Raw genomic sequence first — 18,361 nt, 5'->3', positions numbered from 1 at the left:
GGGCCTCAATTCATCCGCTGGCCACCATCGGCTGCGAAGAGATGGATGTTGGCGAGTTCCGGTCGCAGGCGGATCGTCGCGCCAGGCGACAGCGACACGCGCTCGCGGAAAACGCCGCTGACCGTCGTATCGCCGAGCTTCATCGTCACCTGAGTTTCCGAACCCATTGGCTCGACGAGGATGACTTGCGCGGGCACGCCGTTGTCGTCGAGGGCGAAATGCTCGGGACGAATGCCGTAGACCACCTTGCGGTCCCTGAACTCATGCGCCGCCTCTGGCAGTGGCAGCAGGATACCTGGTGCGGCAAAACCGCTTGAGGTGATCGTACCGGTCAGAAAATTCATGGCCGGCGACCCGATGAAACCCGCCACGAACTGGTTGGCGGGCCGGTCGTAGAGATCGAGCGGAGCTCCGATCTGCTCCACGCAGCCGCCGTTCAGCACCACGATCGTGTCGGCCATGGTCATCGCCTCCACCTGGTCATGGGTAACGTAGATGGTCGTGGTCTTAAGCTTCTGGTGCAGGCTCTTGATTTCACCGCGCATCACGACGCGCAACTTGGCATCGAGGTTCGAGAGCGGCTCGTCGAACAGAAACACTTGCGGGTCGCGGACGATCGCCCGGCCCATGGCGACGCGCTGCCGTTGGCCGCCCGAAAGCTGGCGCGGATAACGGTCGAGCAGATGCGACAGTCCAAGGATATCCGCCGCCCACTTCACCCGCTCCGCGATCGCGACCTTGCCGGTGCCGCGATGCTCCAGCGAAAACCCCATATTCGTCGCGACCGTCATATGCGGGTAGAGCGCATAATTCTGGAAAACCATGGCGATATCGCGATCCTTGGGATCGAGGTCGTTGACCACGCGTCCGCCAATTCGGATGTCGCCGCCGGTGATCGTCTCAAGCCCGGCGATCATCCGGAGCAGCGTGGACTTGCCGCAGCCGGACGGACCGACAAGTACGACGAACTCGCCGTCGTTGATTCCGAGGTCGACGCCGTGGATGATGTCGATGGCGCCGTAGCTCTTGCGGACGCGGGAAAGGGTAACTTCAGCCATCAATTAGGTTTCCGGTTCGTCAGCCCTTGAGGCCGGTATGCGCGAGCCCTTCGACGAATTGCTTCTGCGCGATGATGAAGACGATGAGAACGGGGAGCGCCGTCAGCGTTGCGGCAGCGAGCTGGATGTTCCACATGGGACCACCATAGGCGTCGGTGTATTGGGTGAGAGCCTGCGGCAGGGTGAACTTGTCGGCACTTGAGAGAAACACGATCGGTTCGAGGAACAGGTTCCAGGAATGCAGGAAGGTGAAGATCGCGACCGATGCAAGCGCTGGCCTGGCCAGCGGCAGTGCGATCTTTTGAAAAATCTTGAAGCGGCCGAGGCCATCGACGCGCGCCGCCTCCTCCAGCTCCGCCGGCAGTGTCACGAAAAACTGCCGCATCACGAAGGTGGCAAAAACGCTCGGCGCTCCGAAGATCGGCACAAGGATCAACGGCCAGTGGGTGTTCACCATGCCCGCCTTCAGGAACATCTGGAAGAGCGGCACGATGGTCACTTCTGACGGAATGAGAAGGCCGAGCAACACGATCATGAAAATCGCGTTGGCGAAGGGAAACTTGATCCGCGCAAAAGCGTAGCCCGCCATCGAGGAGACGACCATGGTACCAACCGTCACAACCGCGGCGATATAGGCCGAATTCCAGTATTGCTTCACGAAGGGCTGCAGTTCGAACACCTTGCTGTAGGTCGTCCAGTCGTAACTCTGCGGGATGAGCCGCGGCGGAAAGGCGAAGATGTCGCTGATCGGCTTCACGGAGGATGTCACCATCCACCAGGTCGGGAAGACGAAGGGGATGAGCAGCACGCACATCAGCCCGTAGAGAAGCGTTTTCAGACGCGGAGAGAGTTCAGCTTTCATAGAAGACAATCCTCTTGCGCATCTGCCATTGGGCGAAGGTCAGGACGGCGACGATCACGAAGAGCACGATCGACAGAGTCGAGCCGTAGCCGAAGAGATGGAACTGGAAGGCCTGTTGATAGAGGTAGTAGACGAGCACCGTCGTCGATATGCCCGGCCCACCCTGGGTCAGCACCGCGATCTGCGCGAAGACCTGCAGCGACCCGACGATGGTGATGATCGAGGTAAGCAGGATGGTCGGGCTGATCAGCGGTAGGGTGATGCGACGGAACTGCTTGAAGCGCGGCGCACCATCGATGCGGGCGGCCTCATAGAGTTCGTTCGGCACGCCCTGCAGCGCCGCGAGGAACAGGATCATGTTGAGGCCGACATTCTTGAAGACTTGTACGACGATGACCGAGATCATTGCGGTGGTTTCCTCGCGCAGCCAGTTCGGTCCCTCGATGCCGAGGACCTGCAACATGCCGTTGATGCCGCCATTCTTCTGCAGCAGGAAGCCCCATACGATCGTCCAGGCGACCAGCGACACGACGACCGGCGAAAAGAACAGAGTGCGGAAGATGGTAATGCCGGCGAGCTTCTGGTTCAGAAGAACCGCTAGCAGCAGCGCCAGCGACAGGTTGAAAACGACGAGTCCGGCGGAAAAGATGCCGGTCGCGCCCAGCACTGCGAGGAGGTTGGTATCCTCGATCAGCATCTGGTAGTTCTGCGCACCCGTATAGGTGAAGGTATTGGCAAGCACGTTCCACTCGTGCAGCGAATACCAGAAGACAAGCCCCAGCGGGATCAGCACGAAGACGATGACGCCGATCAGCTGCGGGGCGATGAAGAGGAAACCGGCGAGGCTGTCACGCCGCGCGATCGTCCAGAACGGCGACGAGGAGCGGCGCTCCGGAATTGCGTTATCCTGCGCGACAGCCATCAGTTTATCCTCTCAGCGCTTCAAGAGCGGGCCGATCTGGCCGCAAATCTGCTGGAGCGTGCCCGGAATATCCACATCCGGACGCCAGACGGCATCGAGGCCGGCGCGAACCGCCTGCTGGATCTGCGCGAAGCCTGTATGGCCGGGGATGACCTTGCCCGTCGCGATGCCCGAGATGACGACCTTGTCGAGCTGTTCCTGGCTGAGCAACGGATTGCTCTTCTTCAGCACTTCGGCATTGAGCAGAGACTTGCGGGCCGACGGGAAGAACTGGCTGAGCTTGGCCGAGTTTTCCGGGTTCGTCATGTAAGCGATGTATTCGGCTGCCGTCTTGGCGTTCTTGCCGGCCTGCATCACGCCGATACCTGCCTGGCCGATCAGGGCGTAATCACCGGCCGGTCCCTTCGGAAGTGGCACGAGATCCCAGGAGAAGGGCTTATCCTTCGGCAGCAGCGAGGCGCGGCTGATCTGGGTGATGGTCATGGCCGCATCGCCGGCAAAGAAATCGACGTTCTCACCAGGCCCTGGCATCGCCTTCTTCTTGAAGATCGCCTCGTGGATGGTGGTCAGCGCGTCGACCATCGGCTTTTCGGTCATCGTGCATGTCTTGCCGTCTGCGCTCCAGGGCGAGGCGCCCCATCCGTTCCAGACGGAGGCGAGATTCTGCCAGATCTGGTAGTTGAAGTCGCGCACGATCAGGCCGCCCTTGCCCGTCTGGCCGACGGCCGAGGCAGTGGCGATCGCGTTATCCCAGGTCCACTGCCCGGCGGCGATCAATTCGGCGGGCGTCTTGGCGCCGGCCGCCTTAATGACGTCGTTGTTGACGAACATCGCGAATGGCGAGGTCGAGAAAGGATAGGCATAAAGCTTGCCGTCCTTCGACCACCGCTCGGCGGCCGTGCCGCTTAGTTCGTCGAGGTTATAACCCTTGGCTGCCTTCAGCGTGTCGGTCAGCGGATAAAGCGCGCCAGAATTGACGAAGTCATAGGCCGCGGTTTCGAATATCCAGGCCATGTCCGGCGCATTGCCGCCGGCAATCTGAGTGGTGAGCGCCGTCGTATAGGTGTCGAACGGCAGCGACTCGTAGGTCATCGTGACATTCGGATGGTCTTTCTTGAAGCCCGCGGCGATTTCGTTGAAGAGTTTGAGATGCGCCTCGTTGGCGCTCCAGATGGTCATGCGCAGGTTGACCGCTTCCTGCGCCTTTGCGATGCCGCTCCCGGCAAGCGGCACGGCGATGGCAAGCGCCGCCACGGCCGATTTGAGTCTCTTGTAATAGTCCATTCCCGTTCCTCCTCCAAAGATGGGTTTGTTCAATAGGCCGCGATGTCGGGCCAGCGGATTTCAATGCCTTCGCGGGTGAGCTCGCGCTGGAAATCGTGGAGATGTCCATGGTCTTCCTGGACCTGATGAGGGTTCAGCCGTTTCTCCAAGCAATAGGCCGCGAGCATGCCTGCCACTTCGCCGACGTTCCATTCGACCGGATGCAGCCGGTAGCAGCCATTGGTGATGTGGGTGGTGCCGATGTTCTTGCCTGCTGGAATGAGGTTCTTCACCCGCTGGGGCAACAATGCACCAAGCGGAATCTCAAATGGGCAGGATCGCACGTCGATATAGTTGTCACCCCCTGTCGAGGGATGCAGGTCGATGCGGTACATGCCGATGCCGATGCTGTCACGGTAGTTCACCGCGCCCTTTTCGGCGCGCACGGCATAGGACATGTCCTGCTCGACGACGCGGGTGACCGGCTTTATGCGACGGCTCTCGCGGATATAGGGCGCCATGGCAAGCCCATGTTCCGTCCCGGTGATATCGCCGCGCAGGCGAAGGCCGCGATAACCCTGCCCGCCATCGACGCGCGGCGCTTCCGTCTGCAGCCAATAGAAGACCGAGTAGGAAAGATCGGCGGCGGACTTCAGGTGCTTGGCCTTTTCCTCCTCCGACACGTCGATGATCGTGCCGTCCATGTAGTCGATCATCGGCCAGTTCACGAAGCAGATGTCGGATTGATAGAAGCCAGGCCGAAAATTGCGGCGTGCGGCAATGCGCCTGAACAGCCAAAGATTCTCGTCACCCCCACCCTTGCGCTGGTCGGCGTCGACCGCTAGCGGATCGTCATCGACATTCGGGGTGAAGGAGCGAGTGGTGAATTCCAGCGTGCGCGGATGCGGCGCGGTGAAGCCAAGCAGCGGCCCGCCCCAGAAATGCGGCTGGTATTTGCGCCAGTAGTCGTAGTTTTCCGGTTTGTCGATTGTCCAGTCGCCGTCCACATGGTCGACGGCAAAGCATACAGACACCGCCTGAACATTGTCCGGCTGCGCTTCGCAAGGCGCGCTCGGCTCGCCGGTGTCAGACTGTGCCTCGAAGCCTTTCACATATTCCGTACCAGTCATAGGCAGGAGGTCGCCGAGTTCGGTCGCGTCGAGAACGTAGTCGGCGCAAACGACGATCTCGTTGCCCGTATCGCGATGGCGAAGTGTGACGGAGCGGACGGTGTCGCCCTCGACATCCGCCGCGACCGGCCGGTAAGGCTGCAGCACCTTGAGGCGACCGGCACCGCGATAGGACATCAGCATGGCTTCCATGACTGCGAGGCTGACGCGTGGTTCGGCGCAGATCCGGCTCACCCAGCCGGCGCCGGGATTGAGGTCGCCCCAAGCACGAGCACCCTCGGTCAACGGATAGTTGTCACGGTAATACTGGCGGATGCCGTTGCGCAGCTTGCGATAGGAGCGGGTAATCCCGAACTGCTCGACCCATGTATGCTCGTCGGACGGCACTGCCTGGCTGGTCGATTGACCACCGATCCAGTCGAATTCCTCGGTCATGATGACGCTGCGTCCCGCCCGGCAGGCGCCAAGCGCGGCTGCCACGCCACCGAGACCGCCGCCGACTATCAGAATATCTGCTCGCATTTCTTTCACGTTCTCAATTCCGTTTCTTTGCGGGCCCGAGGGTTTCGCCCTCGACCGGTTCACAGGTCAGAAGAATTTGCTCGATCGGGACCGCACCCTCGATGCGACGCACCAGCATGGTGGTCGCCTTCCGGCCCATTTCCTCGCGTGGAATACTGAAGGAGGTGAACTGCACATGGCTGCGTTCGGCCCGCACGTGGCTGCCGAGCACGACAGCGGAAAAATCACCCGGCAAGGACAAGCCTCGCTCGCGAGCCACCGCCTCGACGCGCACCGCGTCCGCCAGTTCCACGAAGAAGACGGCGGTCGCACCGCACGTAATAATGGCATCGAGAATTTCGCCGGCCGACCTGCGGACATCGTCGACATGCAAGACCAGCTCGGCGCCCTCGCTGATCGCCTCGGCAAAGCCGTGCCAGCGGTCGACGACGGATTCGGCCGATCCGCTGGGGCCGACATAAGCCAACTTCTCGTGTCCAAGCGCCCTCGCCTTTTCGACCAGCGCGCGGGTGCCGGTCGTGTAGTCGCCGCCAACGTAGGGAACGGGTCCGCCAGCGTCCTCACGTCGGCCGATCGCCACGAAGGGATAATCGCCGGAAACCAGCCGCTTGAGTTCCGCGCGGTCGAATTCGCGGCCGAGCACGAGGCAGCCGTCGGCGATCCTCAACCGGTTGCCGTCGGCAAAAATCTTGCGCTCCCGGCCGACGCCGGCGCCGGTCAGAAGCAGCAGGTCGTAGTTCTGGGCCTGCGCCTCCTCCTCGATGCCGAGCAGGAAAGGTGTGAAGAAGTCCGCCTGCTCGCTCGGGAAAGCTGGTTCATAGGTGAAGACGCCGAGGATACGGTTGAGGCCCTTGGCCATGCGTCGGGCAATCGGATCCGCAACGTAACCAGTCGCGCGGATGACGTGCTGGACGCGCTCGCGAGTTTCTTGAGGAATGCGCGCCAGGGCTGTCGGGGTGCCGTTCAACACAAGTGATACGGTTGCCTGGCTAACGCCGGCAAGCTTTGCAATATCGTGCTGAGTCAATCGCTTAGGGCCTGCCACGCGAGCTCCTCCAACCCCCCCTTGACTGCTAATACGTATTAGCAGTTAATACGTATAAACAAGATTGAGCCGGTTTCTGTCAAGCGGGAAATGAAGGAAAAATTGATGCGGTTCGGGGTGCATTTGAAATCACTCGGAATTTCTGGCGTGCGTGTGTTCGGAGACAGCATTACTGCGGGCTTCAATGCCAGCCAGCCGCATCTCACCTGGCCGGCATTGTTTGCAGCCGAGGTCAACGGCTTCCCAGTCCGTAACCACGCGATCCCCGGCACGATATTGCAGGGATCACGCCTTGCGGATGGTAAACCGCGGCCCGACAACGGTATCGGCCGTTTCGAAAATGCGCTTCTGGATGCGCCCCACCGCGATGCGATCCTGATTCTCTACGGCTATAACGACGCCCGCTATACAGCCGCCCCGGACACGATGAACGTCCGAAGCTTCGCCCACGACTACGCGAAGATGCTGAAAAAACTGATCGAGGCGGGGCACGCGGAACGGCTGGCGATCGGCAGCCCACCCTACATCCCGGAAGCCGGGCTCTGCGTCGGCAGCACCGGCTTCACAAGCCAGACGCGGATGGGTTTCGAAGGCTATGTCGAGGTCGTGCGCAAGCTGGCACGACACTTCTCACTCTTCTATGCACCTGTTTACGAAAGCATGAAAGCTCACGGCGACGGCGCCTTGGCCTCAGCCGATCTAGTCCATCCGAGCGATGCCGGACATCGCGCGATCCTTGATGCTTTCATAAATGCGGCTCGTTCATAACGTGTGTTCCGGTCTTTCAAGTTCGATCCGCAGGCCATTTGTGCGTGCCACGCTGCCGCTATCGCTGTGACAACTCGTCACCACGTGGGAAAAAACAGGACGGAAGATTGTCATTCCAGAGTTCTGATCGGCATTGACCAATGATAGGTTGGTGGTCGCCTATTGACGTGAGCACGGAAAATGCGCCTGCTTATTGTGGAAGACAACGCCGACCTTGCTGCCTGGCTCGCGAAGGCTCTAAGGCAAACGCAGTACACTGTGGATATTGCGGCCGACGGCCTTGACGCTGAGCATATGCTACATCTTGCAGCCTATTCGGCCGTTATCCTCGATCTGTCCCTACCCAAGTTAGACGGCATGACCGTCTTGAAGCAGCTGCGCCGCGCCGGCAATAAGGTGCCCGTCATCATTCTCACTGCAAACGCCAGCTTGGAGGGTCGTGTTGCCGGTCTTGATAGCGGTGCGGACGACTATCTCGCCAAGCCGTTTGAAATTGCGGAACTTGAAGCGAGAATCCGCGCGGTGATCAGGCGCGGTCATGACGTCGCAGCGCCGCAAATTGTCGTTGGAGACCTAGTCCTTGATGGCAAAACACGACAGTTTTCGCTGCGCGGGCAGCCACTACAGCTCACGCCTCGCGAACACGCCGTGCTCGAGCACCTGATAATGAAAGCGGGAGCGACTGTGACGAAAGCATCCCTTTCCGAAGGGGTCTTTGGATTCGATGATGTTGCGGATGCGAGCGCAATCGAAATCTACGTCCATCGACTCCGAAAGAAGCTCGAAGGCAGCTCCATTCAGATCGTAACGCTGCGCGGCCTTGGCTATCTGCTGCGCCATGTTTAAAGGACCAAAATCGCTGATCCGAAGGCTGCCAGGCGGAATTGCTCGGCTAAAGCGCAGTCTGCGTGTCCAACTGGTCTCACTGGTCGTTTTGACGCTAGCTGGAGCAATCTGCGTCAACCTCTATTTGAGCTTCCGCTCTGCCGCTGCCGCCGCCCAGCTCGTCACCGATCGCACTTTGCTGGCATCGGCTCGTGTCATTGCCGAGGCCGTGCACGTCGACGACAGTGGCTCCGTTCAGGTCGAAATTCCCCCCGCCGCATTGGAGATGTTTGACACCGGCTTTGGCGATCAGGTCTTCTATCGCGTGACCACGCCCTGGGGTAACCTACTGTCAGGATATCCCGATCTGCCGTCGCCGCCGGTCGCGCTGAAGGGCCAGGATTTGATATTTCACGATCAAAGTATTCGAGCGCTCATGCTTGAGCATCCAGTCGTGGGCCTTGCGGGAGATGGAACGATTGCTGTGACGGTCGGTGTCACGCATGGCAGCCAATATGCAATTCGACGCCAGCTCTGGCTTTCCGATTTCGCAAACGAGCTTGCGCTTGTTCTACTGGCAGGCCTTGTCACTATCATCGGTCTCCAACGCGGACTTTCCCCCATATTGCGTCTGCGCGACGCTGTGCGCCAACGTGGTCGTGACCGCCTCGACCCATTCCCGCCATCAATGGTACAGACAGAACTGCAGCCGCTCGTTCACGCCTTGAACGAGCATATGGAGAGCGTGCAAAATCAGATGGCGGCTCAGCGGCGCTTTGTTGCCAATGCCGCCCACCAATTGCGAACCCCACTGGCGCTGATCGCGACCCAGGCCGCGGTGGCTGCCAGGGAAGTTGACATTCGTCAGCGCGATGAAGCACTTCAAGCTCTGCAGAAAAGCACGCGTCAAGTTACAAGGCTGGCTGGGCAGCTACTTGCTCTTTCCCGGGCCGAGCCCGGCAACTTCCGCCCACGCAGGGACAATATCGACTTGGCGGCTCTCACACGTTCCGTACTCGAAGATGTCGCCGAAGAGGCATTGAAACGCAGCATTGATCTCGGTTTCGACAATAACGGTCCAGTGAATGTGACTGGTGATGCGACCATGCTCGGCGAGTTGGTAGTCAACCTGGTCGACAACGCTCTGCGCTATACGCCAGCTGGCGGCGCGGTAACCGCTACGGTCAAGTCACTGCGAGATATGGCAATCCTCACGGTCGAAGACACCGGCCCGGGAATTCCAGAAGGCGAGCGCACGCAGGTATTCGAACGCTTCTATCGAGTGATCGGCACACAGACCGAGGGTAGCGGTCTCGGGTTGGCAATCGTGCGGGAAGTGGTCGATAGCGCCGGAGGCACGATCGAACTTGGTGATGGAAAAGACGGAGGACTTCTTGTCCTTGTAACATTGCCGCTTGGGCCGTGAAAACCAAAAGGGCCGAGCATCTCACCCGGCCCTTTCAGCGTTCCAGCAAGGCTTGAGAGGATTACTGAACGTCCATCTGTTGTGGCCGCCACTTGGCTAGGCGGTTCTCGATCACGGTCATGATTGCCTCTGCAACCAGTGTAAAGATCATGACGAGGATAATCGCCGCGAACATGCCCGCTGCATCGAAAGTCCCCTTGGCGATCGAAATCAGCTGGCCAATGCCAAAGCGGGCGCCGACAAACTCGCCAACGATCGCGCCGATGATAGCAAAGCCGAACGAAACATGCAGGCTCGCGAAGATCCAGCTCATCGCCGATGGAACGATAACACTACGGGTTACCTGCCAATTGGAGGCGCCGAGAATGCGCGCATTGGCGATCATGTTGCGGTCTGCTTCCCGCACACCCTGAAAAGCGTTTGCGAAAACCACGAAGAACACCATGATGAAGGCGAGCGCTACCTTCGATGGCAACCCAAGACCCATGATCATGATGAAGATTGGTGCAAGCACAACGCGCGGGATCGAGTTGATCGCTTTGATATAAACGGAGAAGATATCCGAGAGGAAGCGGTTGCGGCCAAGACCGACGCCAACGAATACACCCGCGATCGAGCCGGCGAAAAAGCCGATCAACGCTTCTTGCATGGTAACCCACAGGTTATACCAAAGCGAACCTTCCGTTGTGCCGTTGAGGGCCCAGTCGTAGAGCCGTGCGGCGATGGCGCTTGGGCTTGCATAGAAGAACGGGTCGATCCAGACCATTGCGGACGACAACTCCCAAAGCCCGAGTGTCGCGACGAGAATGGCGATCTGCCAGAACAAAACCGTTTGCTTGCGGCGCTTGATGGACTTCAATGCGACAGCTTCGATTTCGGCATCAGAGGTGCCCGGGCGAAAAACTACACGCGCCGTCTCCATGGGTACGTTTGCCATTGCTAAGGCCTCCCTATGCCGCTTCGCTCGCACGGCGATAACTGGTTTCCACCTCCTGTCGCAGATCATCCCAGATGGTCTTGCAGTAGTCGATGAATTGCTGTTCGTAACGGATTTCCGACACAACGCGCGGCCGTGGCAGGTCGATCTTGTAGACCGACTTAACAGTTGCGGGTCCGGCGGTCAGGACATAGACCTTGTCGGCAAGTGCGACGGCTTCCTCGAGGTCGTGCGTGACGAAAACCACAGATGCCTTGCGCTCCGCCCATAGTCTCAGCAGTTCCTCGTGCATGACGGTGCGTGTCTGCACGTCGAGCGCGGAAAAGGGCTCATCCATGAGTAGGATTTCCGGCTCATTGACGAAGGTCTGCGCGAGCGCAGCGCGCTTGCGCATGCCGCCGGACAGCTGATGCGGATAGTGGTTCATGAATTTTGAAAGTCCGACGCGTGCCAGCCAGCCCTTGGCCGACGTTTCCGCAACGTCGCGTGGCTTGCCGCGAAACAGGGGACCAGCCATTACATTGTCGATCACGTTCCTCCAGGGGAAGAGGGCATCCGTCTGAAAGGCGAAGCCAACGCGCGGATCGATGCCAGACACAGGCCCGCCCATAAGGCGGACTTCGCCAGCACTCGGCCGCGCCAGGCCGGTGACGAGATTGAGCGTCGTCGACTTGCCGCACCCCGTGGGGCCGACCACGGCAACGAACTCACCGCGTTCGACGGTCATGTTGAAATCGCGAAGCGCAGTCAGAGACTTGCCGGTCGGAGAAACGAAGCGGCGACTCACATTGATCAATTCGATCGCTGGATCATGGGTTATAAGTTCTGTCATGAGATATCCTCGCGCATGCCTGTAGGCGCGCGTACAGGTGCTTTTTGTTCAAGGGAACTGGTTCCGGCTTGACCGGACGTGCTGCGAAGGGGCGCTTATTTGACGTTCTTTACGAATTCGGTCGTGTAGGTCTTCGAAAGATCGATTTGCTTGCCCTTGACGTTTTTGGAGAATTCCGAGAGTACGGCTAGAATGGTCTTCGGGCCGTCTTCGGGCATGACACCGTCCGGCGTGAACATGCCCTTGCCCGCCTCGAGTGCGTTGATATAGCCGTCCTTGTCACCGACATAGAAATCCTTAGGCATTTTTTCGGCGATCTCGGCGGCAGAATGCGTATTGATGAATTTCAGGGTCTTTACGAACGCATTGGCAAGCTTCTGAGCCTCCTCCTTATGTGCGTCGACCCAGGCGCTCTCCATGTAGACAGAGGCAGCCGGATAGGTGCCGCCGAGCGCCTTGCGCGTAGACTCGACGGTGCGCATATCGACGAGAACCGATGCCTCGCCGGTCTTGACCATGCGCGAAATTGTTGGCTCCGTCGTCATACCTGCCTGGATCTGATCCTGCTGCATAGCGGCGATGAACGTTCCTCCAGCACCCACTGGGACGGTGACGACGTCTCCGGATTGCAATCCAGCCTTCGATGCCATGTACAGCGTCAGGAAATTGGTCGAGGAGCCAAGCCCTGTCACTCCGATCGTCTTGCCTTTAAAGTCGCTGGGGGCATTGATTTCTGGATGCTTGCTCGAAACAAGCACAACCTCACCCGGCGCCTGGCTGAACTGGACGATCGATTCGACGAATTTGCCTTTCGCCTGCAGATCAACGCAGTGATCATAAAAGCCGACGACCCCTTGCACGGCGCCGGCAAGCAGCTGATTTTCTGCATCGACGCCAGCCGCCTCGTTCAGAAGTTCGACATCGAGGCCCTCCTCCTTGAAATAGCCAAGCGTCTCGGCGAGCTTTGCCGGCAAATAGATCTGCTTTTCGTAACCGCCGACCATGATCGTGATCTTATCAGAAGCATTGGCTGACGTTGCGGTTGCCATGGCGGCGCTGGCAAGGAAGGCGAAAACGGCAGCAGAATGAAGAAGTGCGCGCGTACAACGCATAGACTGTATCCTCCTAGTAGTTGTCAGCATCGCCATTAACACACGGGCTCGTGTCTCCTCCACGATGCGACGACGACAGTAGCAGGCCAAGCTTTCAGTCAGCTTTCAGCCGCTTCAGCTAAAACTCAAATCAAGAGGGACCGTTCGCATAGGTGCGCAGGACGAGGCTCGTCAAGCCAACTCGACGATCATTGCGCGCGGCTTTGGCGAAGGCATCCCCGCGGTCTCGGGCTGGAGCAGGTAACCGACGTTGGTACAGATCTGCCCGGCGTTGAGCATCTTTGCCCAGGCGATCTGTTCGGCCAGCGCGAATTGGAAGATCCGGCGCCACCACACGAGGCGACTTGCCGCTCAATTTCAGCGTCAACGGCGTCAGACACGTCAAGGATTTTCCCCGACGTATATAAACTTGCCTTCTTCGAAGATGGCGGCGGGCGGGCGCCGTCGGACCAACGTCCTCAGCTCTGGTTACCTATCCCAATTGCAGCAGAAGATCGAAAATCGACTTCTTTGCATCGCCGTAGAACATGTGCGTGTTGTGTTGGAAGAACAGCAGGTTTTCGATGGTGGCGTTTGTCGCTAACGGAGGTCATGGCCCGACGCAATCATATCCAAAGACCTCTGCGTCAGTTAACCTGACAGCGTCCTCGCAAGAGGTTCCGCACTATCCTTGTCGTCTATCTCGGCAAGTCGCTGTAGGAAACGGTTTTTCATGGCACTTGGCTCTTGTGGCGTCGAGGCTTCGTTGAGCGATTCTGGGATCGCTGTGCCTTTGATCCTGCTCCCGCCGTCGCGTCCGGCCGTGTTGATCTCCTGTCGCGTCCAGAGGCTCGCGCTGGCGATGACGGCGCCACCGACGATCAGCACTCCGGCCCACAAGAGGGAGGGGTCGAATGCGGCCGCAGTGAATGAAGCGACGAGAAGAGCCCCGACAAACGGCTCAACATAGGAGAAGGCCCCGAGCGCCTGAATGTCCCCTTTCTTCAGCCCATGGTCCCAGAAATAGATAGCGAGCCCCATAGGCAAGCAGCCAAGCGCAGCCATTGCCAGCCATTCCCCGGTCGTGGGCCTAACCCACTCCTCAAAGGACAGGTGCGCGATGTATGAGACGATGGCGGAGGCAGCGTAGAACACTCCGAGGGCCGATGAAGGAACCTCCGGCAGTGCTCTGGTCAGAACGGAATAAATCCCCCAGAGAGCCGCCGCAACGCCGATCAGCGAGAGATAGAATGTCGCTCCCGCCGAAAAGGACGCTTCGCTGCCAGCATCAACGAGGCTGATGACGCCCGCCAACCCCATCATCGCGCCGACAACGTGCCACCATCGGAGCTTCTCTCCAGGGAGGAAAGCAGAGCCGAGCACGATCATAAGCGGTGTCGTTCCCTGAAGAAGGGCTGCGGCTGCCGCGGGAGCCTTTTGCGTGGCATAGTAAATACAGGCATGGTAGCCAACGAGCGAAATCACCGTCAGCAGCCAGACGCGGGGCGGTTGACGAAAAGCGACGAGCGGGTGGCTGCGTGTGACAAGCCACACGAAAGGCGACATGGCGGCGGCGAAGAGAAATGCAGTCGCCACTGTCTGAAGAGGCGGGATGGCCGTGGTGAAGGTGACAAGTGTCGTCTCGGTGGCCCAGAGGACGATCCCCACAGCTCCGACCAGCGAGGCGACCAAACGGCTCGAGCAGACTAAAGACATTGCGATTTGCCTTTATTCACCCAGTGCCACGACGTTGTCGGTGTAGAAACCGTTGAACTGTGTGCGCATCGACAGACTGTACGCACCCATCATCCCGATTTCGATCCAGTCGCCCTCGCGAACGTCTTCAGGCAGATTGAACGGTGCTCCCAGAACATCGTTCGAATCGCAGGTGGGCCCATAAATCTTGAAATCGACATGAGGGGCCGCCGAACGCACGCGGCTCCTGACAAGCCGCGTCGGGCGATGCTCCTTGGGGTGCCCAAGCTCCTGCAACGTGCCAAAAACGCCATCGTTAATGAAAATGTTCGATCCTCGGCGCATTACGACTTGAACGATCATCGTCCCCGCCGTTGCCACGAGGCTCCGGCCTGGCTCGCAAAGGACGATGCAGCTGCGGGGCAGCTCGATCATCCGCACCGCTCGGACAATATTGCCGAAATAGTGCTCCCGCCCCTCGATCTTGTCGCCGGGATAGGGTGCTGGAAAACCACCACCGACGTTCAGCACACTCAGGGGAACGCCCGCCTTGTTAGCGACCTTTCCAGTGAGTTCCACGGCTGCCGCAAATGCGCCGGGTGCCAGACACTGCGAGCCGACGTGGAACGAAATCCCGGCCCTGATGCCTCTCGCATGAATGGCCTTCAACATTTCGGCCGCGTCGTTGGGCTGGGCACCAAACTTGGTGGCCAGAACATACCTTGCATCGGCCGGTCGTGTAGCAAGGCGGACGGCAATAACCAGGTCGTCCCTAGAGCCGGCTTCCTCGACGATCTTTTCAATCTCTTCCATACAGTCGGCGGTGTAGAAGCGAATACCATGATGTTCGCTTGCAGCACGTATGGCGGGGCGTGTTTTCGCCGGGTTGTTGAAAAACTGGCCGGCCGCCTTCCCAAACATGCCGTTGATCAGACGTATCTCATCCAGCGACGCGACGTCAAAATCCGTGATACCGGAACGATAGAGGGTCTCGAGCACGAAGGGATGTGGATTGCACTTAACCGCATAGAGCGCCCGACCGGGAAACGACTGAAAGCTCTGCGCAGACTCCCGCAACCTCGAGGGCGAGATGCAAAAAACCGGTTCCGTGGGCTGCAACTCGGCAATAATAGTATTGACGTCAGGATAACTCGCTAGCGGAGTCCCTGTGTGGCGAGCCTTCTCCAGCGATGGAATTGAACTTTGTATCCGTGCCTGGAGCTGGCGCGGGGACAAATCCGACCCATCCAGGACGGCAGACGCGGTTTGCGCGGTCATTTCAATTTTCCTGTCTGATTTCGATTTGGGCTAGGCTGCTACAATGGACATTATGTCCGACCCTTCCCAGCGATCGATAAACGCGGTGAGTTCCGATGCTGTGACGGGTTTGCTGAAATAAAATCCCTGGAGCTGGTCGCAGCCTTCGTTGGTGAGGAAGGTAGCCTGCTCGATCGTCTCCACGCCCTCGGCGGTCGTTACCATGTTTAAGCTCTGGCCGAGACTGATGACCGATTTCACAATCGCGCCAGACTTGTCCTTGCTGCTCATATCTCCGATGAAGGATCTGTCGATTTTGATTTTGTCGAACGGGAACGAGTTGAGATAACCCAAAGAGGAATATCCCGTCCCGAAGTCGTCCATCGCAATCCTGACACCGAGGCTTTTCAGACCGTTCAATATCTCGAGCGCGGCTGTGGCATCGTTGATAAGGACACTCTCGGTAATTTCCAGTTCCAGCCGCGCTGGATCAAGACCCGTTCGCACAAGAACACCGTCGACGGTTTCGACAAGTTCACGGCCTCGAAATTGGACGGGCGAGAGGTTGACGGCGACCCGGAGCTGGGGCCACTCGAGCGCCTGCAGACAAGCTGTTTCAAGAACCCATTCGCCAATGGCGACAATCAGACCCGTCTCCTCTGCGAGTGGAATGAATTCCGCTGGTGAGACAAGACCTCGCGTGGGGTGGCGCCACCGCACGAGCGCCTCGACGGCGGCCACTGCACGCGCCTCAAGATCGATGAGTGGCTGGTAGTGAACTTCGAGCTCGTTTTTGAGGACTGCCTGGCGCAGGTCATATTCCAACGCCTTGCGGGCCTGAAGCTCGACGTCCATTTGGGCTTCGAAGATCTTGTAAGTCGCGCGGCCGGCTTGCTTTGCCCTGTAGAGCGCGATGTCGGCATTCTTCAGGAGCCGCTCGGGATCGTTGTCACGAGTATCCGCAACCGCGATGCCAACGCTGACGCCGATATGAAAGTCCTGGCCGTCGAGTTGGAACGGGGCTTTCACGACTTCGATAAGCCTTCGGCTGAGTTGTTCGGATTCAAGAGGCTGGTTTACACCGACCTGGATGATCGCGAATTCGTCGCCGCCGAGCCGGGCAACGGTGTCGCTCGAACGGACACAGCCCAAAAGCCTGTTCGAGAGTTGCTGGAGAAGTATGTCGCCAGCGCCGTGTCCAAGCGTATCATTGATCTCTTTGAAGTGATCGAGGTCGAGACAGATGATGGAAACGCGTGACGCCTCGACGGCATTCGCCGCCAATGCGATGTTGAGCCGTTCGCGGAAGAGCACGCGGTTCGGCAAGCCGGTGAGAGCATCATGGTGTGCCAGGTGCGTTGCTCGCTCCTGTGCCTTGACCTCCTCGGTAATATCGGTTGCCGTGCCCCGGAAACCGAGGAATTCACCGCTCGCACTTGTGATGGGACGTCCTGCGAGCCGGCAGATACGCGTTTGGCCGCCTGCATCACGATAGCAGCATCTCAGATCCCGAAATGACGTCCGCTCATGGGTCTCCTCGATCAGCCGGCGCCAACCGTCGGTATCGGCGTCGCTCGAAAAAAACTGTTCGAGTGTCTTGCCTAAGACGCTCGCGGCCGCCACGCCCGTCACTTCCGTGAAGCGGGTCGAAAAGTATACCAGCCGCAGAATGTTGTCGCTCTCCCAGATCCAGTCCGAGGATGCCTCCGCGACATCCTTGAACCGAGATTCGCTCTCCTTGAGCGTCTGTGCATAAGCTTCGACTGTCTTGGCCGACTCCTCCAGGGCGCGAGTGGATCGGCGAGCATTGCGGACCACCAGCAAGGAAAAAGCGGCGAGGATAACAAGCGCGACTGCCAACGGCGGCAGGATGAAGCGAAGCAACTGGTAGCCGGGCTTGGCTGGAAACCAGGTAATCGAGCCGAGGTAAACCCGGTCCTGCGTAAGCAGGGGGATCGAAGCCTCTGCGTCGGTGGGCTTGGAGGGCGAGATCGCCAGCCCATTCAGAAGATAGTCGCGGCCGATCCCGTCAAGGAACTTCTGATCAAGTTTCTTGGCGAACACCAGCATCGACAAATCCCTAGGACGAACCGTCGATCTTTCGATGGAAGGCGGAAGAATTCCCGTGGCTGCGACAATGAACACATCTTCCCCGGACTTGATGATGCTTGTGACCGGATCAGTCTGTATCGAGGCGACATGTAGGAGATCTTTCAAGCCATGAGGCATCACTTGGAGCGCATCAACCTTTTGGGGTGCTCCGTGGATCACCGCATAAACGGTCTTGCCGCTCGGATTGATCGCAAAGGCCATCTCATAGCCCAGACCTTCGTAAATGTTCGCTCCAACGTTTCCGTCGGTCGCGGCCCATTCGGCGTCCACAGTCTCGTGGAGGTTCTTGTAGACATCTTCCCAAACGGCATAGTCGCGGAGGTTGCGGGCAACTTCTCTCGCCTTAACCTGAAGGGCGGCGGTTGCGAGTTTGGTCGAGGCTTCGACCTCAAGTCGATTCTGACCGCTTGCGGATACAAGCACGAAACCCAGCACGACGGCGATTGCAACAACCACGATGCTGGCCATGGGGAAAATGATACGTCTGGTGAAAGTCTCTCCCGACAGAGTCGGACTGTTTAAACTGACTGTATTCATAGCACCCACCCCAGTTTTATGTCGTGAATGCTATTGTTTTAACTGCAAATGATACGTTAAAATCTGAAGTTGCATAATT

General features: G+C 58.8%; 16 protein-coding genes. 3 read left to right on the top strand and 13 right to left on the bottom strand.

What is annotated here, in order from left to right:
• Positions 1–5: 5 nt before the first annotated feature.
• The 6 genes from LPU83_RS60615 to LPU83_RS60590 are packed head-to-tail and all read right to left on the bottom strand — an operon-like array spanning position 6 to position 6,802.
• Positions 6–1,058, bottom strand: a complete 1,053-nt coding sequence (locus LPU83_RS60615; protein ID WP_024314986.1) for an ABC transporter ATP-binding protein — start codon at positions 1,056–1,058, stop codon at positions 6–8.
• 19 nt (positions 1,059–1,077) lie between these two features.
• Positions 1,078–1,920: a carbohydrate ABC transporter permease gene (locus LPU83_RS60610; protein WP_024314985.1), complete on the bottom strand. Its 843-nt coding sequence runs from the start codon at positions 1,918–1,920 to the stop codon at positions 1,078–1,080.
• Positions 1,910–2,842 (bottom strand): carbohydrate ABC transporter permease, encoded by a 933-nt coding sequence (locus LPU83_RS60605; RefSeq protein WP_024314984.1) that lies wholly within the window; start codon positions 2,840–2,842, stop codon positions 1,910–1,912. The genes LPU83_RS60610 and LPU83_RS60605 overlap by 11 nt, the downstream gene beginning before the upstream one ends.
• Positions 2,843–2,854: 12 nt before the next feature.
• Positions 2,855–4,126: an ABC transporter substrate-binding protein gene (locus LPU83_RS60600; protein ID WP_024314983.1), complete on the bottom strand. Its 1,272-nt coding sequence runs from the start codon at positions 4,124–4,126 to the stop codon at positions 2,855–2,857.
• 29 nt (positions 4,127–4,155) lie between these two features.
• The gene (locus LPU83_RS60595) at positions 4,156–5,757 is read right to left on the bottom strand and encodes an FAD-dependent oxidoreductase (protein ID WP_040680792.1); all 1,602 of its coding nucleotides are present in this window, start codon (positions 5,755–5,757) and stop codon (positions 4,156–4,158) included.
• 13 nt (positions 5,758–5,770) lie between these two features.
• Complete coding sequence (locus LPU83_RS60590; RefSeq protein WP_024314982.1) at positions 5,771–6,802, bottom strand: LacI family DNA-binding transcriptional regulator; 1,032 nt, start codon at positions 6,800–6,802, stop codon at positions 5,771–5,773.
• 105 nt (positions 6,803–6,907) lie between these two features.
• On the opposite strand from LPU83_RS60590, the gene LPU83_RS60585 reads away from it, so the two are divergent.
• The 3 genes from LPU83_RS60585 to LPU83_RS60575 all read left to right on the top strand — a co-directional run bounded on the left by LPU83_RS60585 (position 6,908) and on the right by LPU83_RS60575 (position 9,821).
• Positions 6,908–7,570, top strand: a complete 663-nt coding sequence (locus tag LPU83_RS60585) for an SGNH/GDSL hydrolase family protein (RefSeq protein WP_040680787.1) — start codon at positions 6,908–6,910, stop codon at positions 7,568–7,570.
• Between the two features lie 180 nt (positions 7,571–7,750).
• On the top strand, positions 7,751–8,416 hold the full coding sequence (locus LPU83_RS60580; protein ID WP_040680785.1) for a response regulator: 666 nt from the start codon (positions 7,751–7,753) through the stop codon (positions 8,414–8,416).
• Positions 8,409–9,821 carry a sensor histidine kinase gene (locus tag LPU83_RS60575; RefSeq protein WP_024316357.1) on the top strand — a complete coding sequence of 471 codons (1,413 nt, stop codon included), beginning with the start codon at positions 8,409–8,411 and terminating at the stop codon, positions 9,819–9,821. Before LPU83_RS60580 ends, LPU83_RS60575 begins: the two co-directional genes overlap by 8 nt.
• Positions 9,822–9,882: 61 nt before the next feature.
• On the opposite strand, the gene LPU83_RS60570 is transcribed toward LPU83_RS60575, so the two are convergent.
• From LPU83_RS60570 to LPU83_RS60535, 7 genes are all read right to left on the bottom strand, one after another.
• The gene (locus tag LPU83_RS60570; RefSeq protein WP_024316358.1) at positions 9,883–10,758 is read right to left on the bottom strand and encodes an ABC transporter permease; all 876 of its coding nucleotides are present in this window, start codon (positions 10,756–10,758) and stop codon (positions 9,883–9,885) included.
• Positions 10,759–10,771: 13 nt separating this feature from the next.
• Positions 10,772–11,590 (bottom strand): ABC transporter ATP-binding protein, encoded by an 819-nt coding sequence (locus LPU83_RS60565; RefSeq protein WP_024316359.1) that lies wholly within the window; start codon positions 11,588–11,590, stop codon positions 10,772–10,774.
• Positions 11,591–11,685: 95 nt separating this feature from the next.
• Positions 11,686–12,702, bottom strand: coding sequence for an ABC transporter substrate-binding protein (locus tag LPU83_RS60560; RefSeq protein ID WP_024316360.1), 1,017 nt, complete (start codon positions 12,700–12,702; stop codon positions 11,686–11,688).
• A 171-nt stretch (positions 12,703–12,873) separates the two neighbouring features.
• Complete coding sequence (locus tag LPU83_RS60555; RefSeq protein WP_157997375.1) at positions 12,874–13,038, bottom strand: hypothetical protein; 165 nt, start codon at positions 13,036–13,038, stop codon at positions 12,874–12,876.
• Positions 13,039–13,332: 294 nt separating this feature from the next.
• On the bottom strand, positions 13,333–14,397 hold the full coding sequence (locus tag LPU83_RS60545) for a DMT family transporter (RefSeq protein ID WP_082321280.1): 1,065 nt from the start codon (positions 14,395–14,397) through the stop codon (positions 13,333–13,335).
• A 12-nt stretch (positions 14,398–14,409) separates the two neighbouring features.
• Entirely contained in the window at positions 14,410–15,654 is a 1,245-nt protein-coding gene (locus LPU83_RS60540; RefSeq protein ID WP_024316362.1) for a type III PLP-dependent enzyme domain-containing protein, read from the bottom strand.
• A 30-nt stretch (positions 15,655–15,684) separates the two neighbouring features.
• On the bottom strand, positions 15,685–18,282 hold the full coding sequence (locus LPU83_RS60535; RefSeq protein ID WP_024316363.1) for a bifunctional diguanylate cyclase/phosphodiesterase: 2,598 nt from the start codon (positions 18,280–18,282) through the stop codon (positions 15,685–15,687).
• Positions 18,283–18,361: the final 79 nt, after the last annotated feature.

The sequence above is a fragment of the Rhizobium favelukesii genome (assembly GCF_000577275.2).
GTDB classification, from domain to species: domain Bacteria; phylum Pseudomonadota; class Alphaproteobacteria; order Rhizobiales; family Rhizobiaceae; genus Rhizobium; species Rhizobium favelukesii.
Note: the sequence above shows the minus strand (reverse complement) of the source record. Positions and strands in the feature narration are given on the sequence as shown.

Excerpts from the sequence above, each read along its gene's own strand:
- LPU83_RS60615 (WP_024314986.1), bottom strand. The coding sequence starts at position 1,058 with ATGGCTGAAGTTACCCTTTCCCGCGTCCGCAAGAGCTACGGCGCCATC.
- LPU83_RS60560 (WP_024316360.1), bottom strand. The coding sequence starts at position 12,702 with ATGCGTTGTACGCGCGCACTTCTTCATTCTGCTGCCGTTTTCGCCTTC.
- LPU83_RS60575 (WP_024316357.1), top strand. The coding sequence starts at position 8,409 with ATGTTTAAAGGACCAAAATCGCTGATCCGAAGGCTGCCAGGCGGAATT.
- LPU83_RS60600 (WP_024314983.1), bottom strand. The coding sequence starts at position 4,126 with ATGGACTATTACAAGAGACTCAAATCGGCCGTGGCGGCGCTTGCCATC.
- LPU83_RS60570 (WP_024316358.1), bottom strand. The coding sequence starts at position 10,758 with ATGGCAAACGTACCCATGGAGACGGCGCGTGTAGTTTTTCGCCCGGGC.
- LPU83_RS60565 (WP_024316359.1), bottom strand. The coding sequence starts at position 11,590 with ATGACAGAACTTATAACCCATGATCCAGCGATCGAATTGATCAATGTG.
- LPU83_RS60605 (WP_024314984.1), bottom strand. The coding sequence starts at position 2,842 with ATGGCTGTCGCGCAGGATAACGCAATTCCGGAGCGCCGCTCCTCGTCG.
- LPU83_RS60545 (WP_082321280.1), bottom strand. The coding sequence starts at position 14,397 with ATGTCTTTAGTCTGCTCGAGCCGTTTGGTCGCCTCGCTGGTCGGAGCT.
- LPU83_RS60540 (WP_024316362.1), bottom strand. The coding sequence starts at position 15,654 with ATGACCGCGCAAACCGCGTCTGCCGTCCTGGATGGGTCGGATTTGTCC.
- LPU83_RS60580 (WP_040680785.1), top strand. The coding sequence starts at position 7,751 with ATGCGCCTGCTTATTGTGGAAGACAACGCCGACCTTGCTGCCTGGCTC.
- LPU83_RS60610 (WP_024314985.1), bottom strand. The coding sequence starts at position 1,920 with ATGAAAGCTGAACTCTCTCCGCGTCTGAAAACGCTTCTCTACGGGCTG.
- LPU83_RS60595 (WP_040680792.1), bottom strand. The coding sequence starts at position 5,757 with ATGCGAGCAGATATTCTGATAGTCGGCGGCGGTCTCGGTGGCGTGGCA.
- LPU83_RS60585 (WP_040680787.1), top strand. The coding sequence starts at position 6,908 with ATGCGGTTCGGGGTGCATTTGAAATCACTCGGAATTTCTGGCGTGCGT.
- LPU83_RS60535 (WP_024316363.1), bottom strand. The coding sequence starts at position 18,282 with ATGAATACAGTCAGTTTAAACAGTCCGACTCTGTCGGGAGAGACTTTC.